Source organism: Arthrobacter sp. Br18, assembly GCF_000520555.1.
GTDB lineage: Bacteria > Actinomycetota > Actinomycetes > Actinomycetales > Micrococcaceae > Arthrobacter_D.
Genome location: NZ_KI914875.1, coordinates 1 through 6,057, shown reverse-complemented (window position 1 = coordinate 6,057; position 6,057 = coordinate 1). Strand labels below are relative to the sequence as shown.

The following is a 6,057-nucleotide window of genomic DNA, read 5'->3' as shown; positions in this document are numbered from 1 at the left end:
ACTCGTCGCGGCCGGCCGCCTGCCGGGGTGGCTCGAACGTTTCGCAGCGCGAAACGGGGGATACACCTTCTCCACCGGCGCCGGCACGGGCCTGGTGACCGGCGCCAATGGATGCCGCGCGGAGATCGCGCCCCCGCTGCCCCTCCCGGCCGGAGCGCTGCCACCCGGCGAAGCGGAGGCCATGGACGCCATTCTCGCCACCGCGACCCGGCCCCGCACCACAGGGGTGGTCCTCATCCGCCGGGGCGGCTATTCCGTCGGCGTCGCCCGCGGCGGCACCCTGCTGGCATCGAAGACCGGTACGCGGTACGTGCAGTCCCGCACGGCGGCCGGGGGCTGGTCCCAGCAGCGCTTCGCAAGGCGGCGGGCAAACCAGGCGTCATCGCTGGTCCTCGAGGCGGCGGAACGGGCGGCCGCAATCTTCAGCGGACATCCCCTGGAGTGCATCCAGCGCGGCGGCGACCGCACCCTGGCATCGGAGCTGTTCGAGCAGGCCTCCCTGGTGAAATACGCGGCGCTGCCCCACCTGCCGTTCGCCACCGTCCCTGATCCTCGGCTCGTGATCCTCCAGAGGGTCGCGATGGACACGACGGCGGTGCGCATCACCATCACGGACCCGCCCGCCTGACGGCGGCCTCCTCAGGGACGGAACGCGGCCCGGCGCAGCCGGTCGATGGCCGCTGACGCATCCTCCGCCCCATACACCGAGGAACCCGCAACGAAGACTGTGGCACCCGCTTCGGCGGCACGGCCGATGGTCTCCTCCGTGATCCCGCCGTCCACCTGGATGGCCAGCGCCAGTGAGGCGCCGCGGATCACCGTCGCAGCGCGCCGGATCTTGGGCAGTGTCAGATCAAGGAATGCCTGCCCGCCGAAGCCCGGTTCAACGGTCATCACGAGCAGCAGGTCCAGCTCGCCCAGCATGTCGAGGTAGGGTTCCACCGGCGTGGCCGGCCGCAGGGCCATCCCTGCCCGGGAACCGCCGGCCCTCAACTCGCGTGCGAGTCGAACCGGTGCGGCCGAGGCCTCGGCGTGGAACGTCACCGACGCGGCGCCCAGCTCCGCGTAGGCGGGTGCCCACCGGTCGGCGTCCTCGATCATCAGGTGGACATCCAAAGGCAGCGGACTCACCTCCTGGATCCTTTTCACGACGGGGAGGCCCAGCGTCAGGTTCGGCACGAAATGGTTGTCCATGACGTCCACGTGAACTGCATCTGCCGATCGGATGCGCTCGAGTTCCGCCTGGAGATTCGCGAAGTCCGCGGAGAGGATGCTCGGGTTGATGCGGCAGGCTGCCATGGCTGTCCTTCGATAGGAGCGTGGTGTCCGGGAAGATTGTCAGAAACTGGTTCGCGGAGCTACAGCTGTGACGTCGACGGCTGTGCACTCAACGCCTGTGACGTCGACGGCTTGCGGATCAGTGCCAGGAACATGGCGTCGGTCCGGTGCACGTGGGGCCACAGCTGGGCCGTGGAGCCATGGCCGGCGTGGAGGGGACCGCCGATGCTCACTGCATCGAGTGCCGCTCCGGCGTCCAGCAGTTCCATGCCCGGGCGCTTCTTCAGGCAGTCCTCGATGACGGCGAGAGTTTCAGCGTGGTGCGGGGAGCAGGTGGCATACGCCACGACGCCGCCCGGCCGTACGGCGTCGAGCGCCGAGAACAGCAGCTCGCGCTGGAGCGGGGCCAGGTCCACGAGGTCGGAGGGTGCACGCCGCCACCTGGATTCCGGCCGCCGCCGCAGGGCACCAAGGCCCGTGCAGGGCGCGTCGACCAGCACGCGGTCGTAGGAGGCGGGCTCCTCGCGCCCGAGCTCGCGCCCGTCGCCCACCCGAACGGTCCAGGTGCCGGCGTCGACGGGTGTGAGTGCCTGGCGGACCAGCTGCGCCCGGTGCGGCACCGGCTCGTTGGCCACGAGGGTGTGGCCGGCCGGCAGGGCGAGGGCGGCGAGCAGGGCAGACTTCCCACCCGGGCCCGCACAGAGGTCAAGCCACCGCTCGGCCCGGCCGGCGGCGGTCGGCCCCGGATCGAGGACGACGGCGGCCAGTGCGCGTGCCACAAGCTGCGAGCCCTCATCCTGAACCCTCACCGTACCGTTCCGGATCCCGCTCAGCTGGCTGAGCTGGCCTCCCGCGAAGTAGGCGGATCCTTCGGCGAACACTCCCGGCTCGGCACCCTCCGCCTCGGCTTCCTGAAGGGATCCCAGCCCGGGCAGGGCGACGAGGTTGACCACCGGCGCGGCGTTGTCGGCCTTCAGAAGATCGTCGATCTCGGACGCGTTCCTGCCGTGGGCCACCAGCGACTGCCGGAGGGCACGCACGATCCACTCGGGGTGGCTGTGGGTCACGGCGGCGATTCCCGTCGCGTCGGTCAACCCTGCAACGAGGTCCTCGACCCACGCCGCAAGATCCTTGGCAGAGACCTTCCGCAGGACGGCGTTGACCAGGCCGCTGGGCCCGGCGCCCACGACGGCCCGCACCAGGCCCACGGTCTGGTCGAGCGCAGCATGGGCAGGAACCCTCATGGCGAGCAGCTGGTGCGCTCCGAGGCGCAGGGCATCCAGGATCGCGGGGTCGAGCTGATCAAGGGGCCTGTCGACGCAGCGGGCGAGGACGGCGTCGTAGGTTCCCTGCCCCCGGAGGGCACCGTAGGCCAGTTCGGTGGCGAAGCCGGCGTCACGCCGGTCGAGCCGGTGCTTCTTGATGCTTCCCGGCAGCACGAGGTTCGCATAGGCGTCCTCGGACGCGACGGCACGAAGCACTTCGAAGGCAACGAGCCGGGCCGGATCCGCACGCCGGTTCCGCTGCGACGGAGCGGTCCCGGAGAATTTCCGTTCGCCTCCCCGGTTGCGTTCCCTCCCCTGTTCGTTGCGCCTGCCGGCCCCGGCGCTGCCGCTGCCTGATCCGCCGCTGCCTGACCTGCCGCTGCCTGATCTGCCGCTGTCCGGTGTGCGGTCTCCTGGCGTGCTCATTCGAATACCAACTCTCCTTGTGCAATTGCACCCCTGGCCCAATCGGGCGCGTCCATTCTTTTCTTTCCGGCCGGCTGGACCCGCCCCAGCAGGACCGGCCCGGTACCCGTGCCCACGACCACGCGGCCGCCCCGCAGGAGAACCCGGCCGGGTGGAAGTCCCTGCGGGAACTCTCCCGGTTCCAGGACGTCCTCGGCCGACGGTGTCACCGGCTCCACCTTGATCCGTTGCCCTCCGACGGTTGTCCACGCCCCCGGCTCGGGGGTGACGGCGTTGACTCTCCGGCGGACGGCCACCGCGGGCTGGGTCCAGTCGATCCGCGCATCAGCAATGGTGATCTTGGGGGCCAGCGTGATGTCGCCCTGCTGCGGAAGCGCCTCGACCCTGCCGGCGCCGATCGCGGTCAACGTCTGGACCAGCAGCACCGCTCCACTGCTCGAGAGCCGCTCGAGCAGTTCGCCGCTGGTATCCGCCGGATCCAGGGTCTCCGTCATCGAGCCGAAGACGGGACCGGTGTCCAGCCCCTCCTCGAGGCGGAACGTCGACGCCCCGGCGACGTCGTCGCCGTTCAGGACGGCATGCTGAACGGGTGCGGCTCCCCGCCAGGCGGGAAGCAGGGAAAAGTGCAGGTTGATCCAGCCGTGCCGGGGGACTCCGAGGGCCCGTGCGGGCACCAGGCCGCCGTAGGCGACGACGGCCGCTGCATCAAGGGACAGCGCGTCGAGTTCGGCGATCACGGCGTCGTCGAACCGGTTGGCCTTGATCACCGCAAGCCCGAGCTCCTCGGCCCGGCAGGCAACCGGACTCGGCGTTCGAATCTTCTTCCGGCCCAGCGGAGCATCCACCCGTGTGAGCACGGCGGCAATGTCGAGACCGGCGTCGAAGAGCGCCTGGAGCGAGGGAACGGCAACGGGGGGCGTTCCGGCGAAAAGTACCCTCACGTGCCGGACTCCCGTCGGACGGAGGGGAGACGTGGCGCGGCTTCCGGCAATTCCGCCCTGCTGAAGCTCGTCCCGAGTGACTTTCCCCGTTGGAGGGCGGTCTTCCGGGAGACCGCGGTGAAGTCGGCGCTGCGGATGGCACGCATGGCAGCCCTTTTTTCTTCGCCTTCAAGCCGGTCGATGTAGAGCATGCCGCGAAGATGATCCGTCTCATGCTGCAGGCACCGCGCGAGCAGCCCCCTACCTTCGATCTCCACCGGAGCTCCGTGCCTGTCCTGCCCGCGCACCCGCGCCCATTGGGCGCGTGCCAGGAAGTTGCCGAGACCGGGCACCGACAGGCAGCCCTCGACGTCGCCGTTCTCCTGCTGCTCCGATCCCACCTCGAGCACGGGATTCACCACGTGCCCCTCATGGCCGTCGATGCGGTAGGTGAAGACTTGGAGCCCCCTGCCGACCTGCGGGGCGGCAAGGCCCGCGCCGTGCACATCGATCATCGTCTCTTCCATGTCGGCGATCAGCTTCGACAGGTCGGGGCCGAAGTCCGTGACCTTGGCGGCAGGGGTTCGAAGGACAGGATCTCCGATGATCCGGATACTCAGGACAGCCATCTGGTGATCCTTCTGGGTGGGTGGACGAGAGAATGACCTCCCTAGTCTAGGGCGGCGGCAACGGCAGGTACTGCGGGAACGGGTGGGGGCGGAGGGCCGATCGGAAGGAGCGCGCGGCCGGCCGCGTCCGCCGCGAGACCCGCTTCCCACGCCCTCCGCAGCGCGCAGAACCGCAGCCAGTGTTCCTTCAGGACCGCCGGGTTCGCGCGCATCGCGCGGACTTCGGTCTGGCCCACGGCCACCCCCAGGAGAAGCGGCTCCTTCCCGTACTTCCAGGCCTCCCACTCCCCTGCGTGCGGATCGACAAGGGACTCCTGGGCCTTCATGCCGGCCACCAACTGCATGACGACCTTGTCATCGAGTGCCTTGACGAAACCCTCACGGTCGGAGTTCTTCGTCTTGTAATCGATCAGGCAGATCCGCCCGCCGATGGTGGCGATCAGGTCGAGGGTTCCGGCATAGCCGAGCTCGGAGTTCCACACCGTTAGCTCGGGGGCGATCGGGCGGACGTCGTAGAGGTCCCACCACTCGTCGAACCGCTGCGCGAAGCCCTCCTCCCCGTGCTGCGTCAGCGCCCTGCGCGCGGCATCGAGTTCGTGCGGGCGGTCCAGTGCCCGAAGGGACACCTGCTCGCAGTAGTGGTGCACACGTGTCCCGCGCTCGGCCGCCTGGTCGCGGTACCGTTCCGCTGCCTTCGAGGCCTCCTGCACCGCCGCCCGGAGTTCGGCAGGCTTGCCGGCCGCACCTGCCAGGCGCGGGTCCTTCGACAAGGCAGTCGCCGCCATGTGGCCGCGGGTCCTTCGACAAGGCAGTCGCCGCCATGTGGCCGAACCAGCCGCCGAGGGAACGGTGGGCTGTTCCGTCGTCGACCGGGCATACATTCGACCATTCGCGGTCGGGTGGGCTAGGAGCGGCTCTGTCATGCACCCAAGTCTGTCACCCCGCCCTGACAGTTCCGCACAGCAGGTCCGCTGCGCCGGGCCTGCGCGGATTGGACGAACCCCCCGACGTCCTATAGAGTTTTCTCTCGTTGGAAAGCGAAGAAACCCGCCATAATGTGCTGTCCCAGGCGGTGGATTCTTCGATAATCCTTCTGCGGACGTAGCTCAGCTGGCTAGAGCACCACCTTGCCAAGGTGGATGTCGCGGGTTCGAATCCCGTCGTCCGCTCGCAAGTCACTGTATTGCCGGGTGTAATTTACAGCTATCCGGCGGTCCTTCGTTAGGGTCACGGTGGGGTGGCCGAGAGGCGAGGCAGCGGCCTGCAAAGCCGTCCACGCGGGTTCGAATCCCGTCCCCACCTCCAGTACAGTGAAAGCACCCAGAACAATGGGCGATTGGCGCAGCGGTAGCGCGCTTCCCTGACACGGAAGAGGTCACTGGTTCGATCCCAGTATCGCCCACGAAAGCGTCCCTTCGGGACGCTTTTTTTGCGGACGTAGCTCAGCTGGCTAGAGCACCACCTTGCCAAGGTGGATGTCGCGGGTTCGAATCCCGTCGTCCGCTCCATTCGTGGCCGTCACGTGATCAGTTTCAGCCC

At 68.8% G+C, this 6,057-nt stretch carries 6 protein-coding genes and 4 tRNA genes; 5 read left to right on the top strand and 5 right to left on the bottom strand.

Annotated features, from left to right (window positions below):
- The coding region (locus tag Y704_RS0112320; RefSeq protein WP_026550338.1) for an acVLRF1 family peptidyl-tRNA hydrolase at window positions 1-628 on the top strand (628 nt) is incomplete at its 5' end.
- 11 nt (window positions 629-639) lie between these two features.
- Here the strand turns inward: Y704_RS0112320 and rpe are convergent.
- The 5 genes from rpe to Y704_RS0112295 are packed head-to-tail and all read right to left on the bottom strand — an operon-like array spanning window position 640 to window position 5,441.
- Window positions 640-1,299, bottom strand: coding sequence for a ribulose-phosphate 3-epimerase (gene rpe, locus Y704_RS0112315; protein ID WP_026550337.1), 660 nt, complete (start codon window positions 1,297-1,299; stop codon window positions 640-642).
- Between the two features lie 59 nt (window positions 1,300-1,358).
- A complete protein-coding gene (locus tag Y704_RS21005; RefSeq protein WP_051477004.1) occupies window positions 1,359-2,969 on the bottom strand; it encodes an RsmB/NOP family class I SAM-dependent RNA methyltransferase in 1,611 nt (536 codons plus the stop codon).
- On the bottom strand, window positions 2,966-3,910 hold the full coding sequence (locus Y704_RS0112305; protein WP_026550336.1) for a methionyl-tRNA formyltransferase: 945 nt from the start codon (window positions 3,908-3,910) through the stop codon (window positions 2,966-2,968). Before Y704_RS0112305 ends, Y704_RS21005 begins: the two co-directional genes overlap by 4 nt.
- Entirely contained in the window at window positions 3,907-4,518 is a 612-nt protein-coding gene (gene def / locus Y704_RS21000) for a peptide deformylase (protein WP_051477003.1), read from the bottom strand. Before def ends, Y704_RS0112305 begins: the two co-directional genes overlap by 4 nt.
- A gap of 41 nt (window positions 4,519-4,559) precedes the next feature.
- The gene (locus Y704_RS0112295) at window positions 4,560-5,441 is read right to left on the bottom strand and encodes a hypothetical protein (RefSeq protein WP_026550335.1); all 882 of its coding nucleotides are present in this window, start codon (window positions 5,439-5,441) and stop codon (window positions 4,560-4,562) included.
- A 172-nt stretch (window positions 5,442-5,613) separates the two neighbouring features.
- Between Y704_RS0112295 and Y704_RS0112290 the strand changes: the two genes are divergently transcribed.
- The 4 genes from Y704_RS0112290 to Y704_RS0112275 all read left to right on the top strand — a co-directional run bounded on the left by Y704_RS0112290 (window position 5,614) and on the right by Y704_RS0112275 (window position 6,026).
- Window positions 5,614-5,687: transfer RNA gene (locus Y704_RS0112290), tRNA-Gly, on the top strand.
- 62 nt (window positions 5,688-5,749) lie between these two features.
- Window positions 5,750-5,823, top strand: a tRNA-Cys gene (locus Y704_RS0112285).
- A 25-nt stretch (window positions 5,824-5,848) separates the two neighbouring features.
- Window positions 5,849-5,920, top strand: a tRNA-Val gene (locus Y704_RS0112280).
- 29 nt (window positions 5,921-5,949) lie between these two features.
- Window positions 5,950-6,026, top strand: a tRNA-Gly gene (locus Y704_RS0112275).
- Window positions 6,027-6,057: the final 31 nt, after the last annotated feature.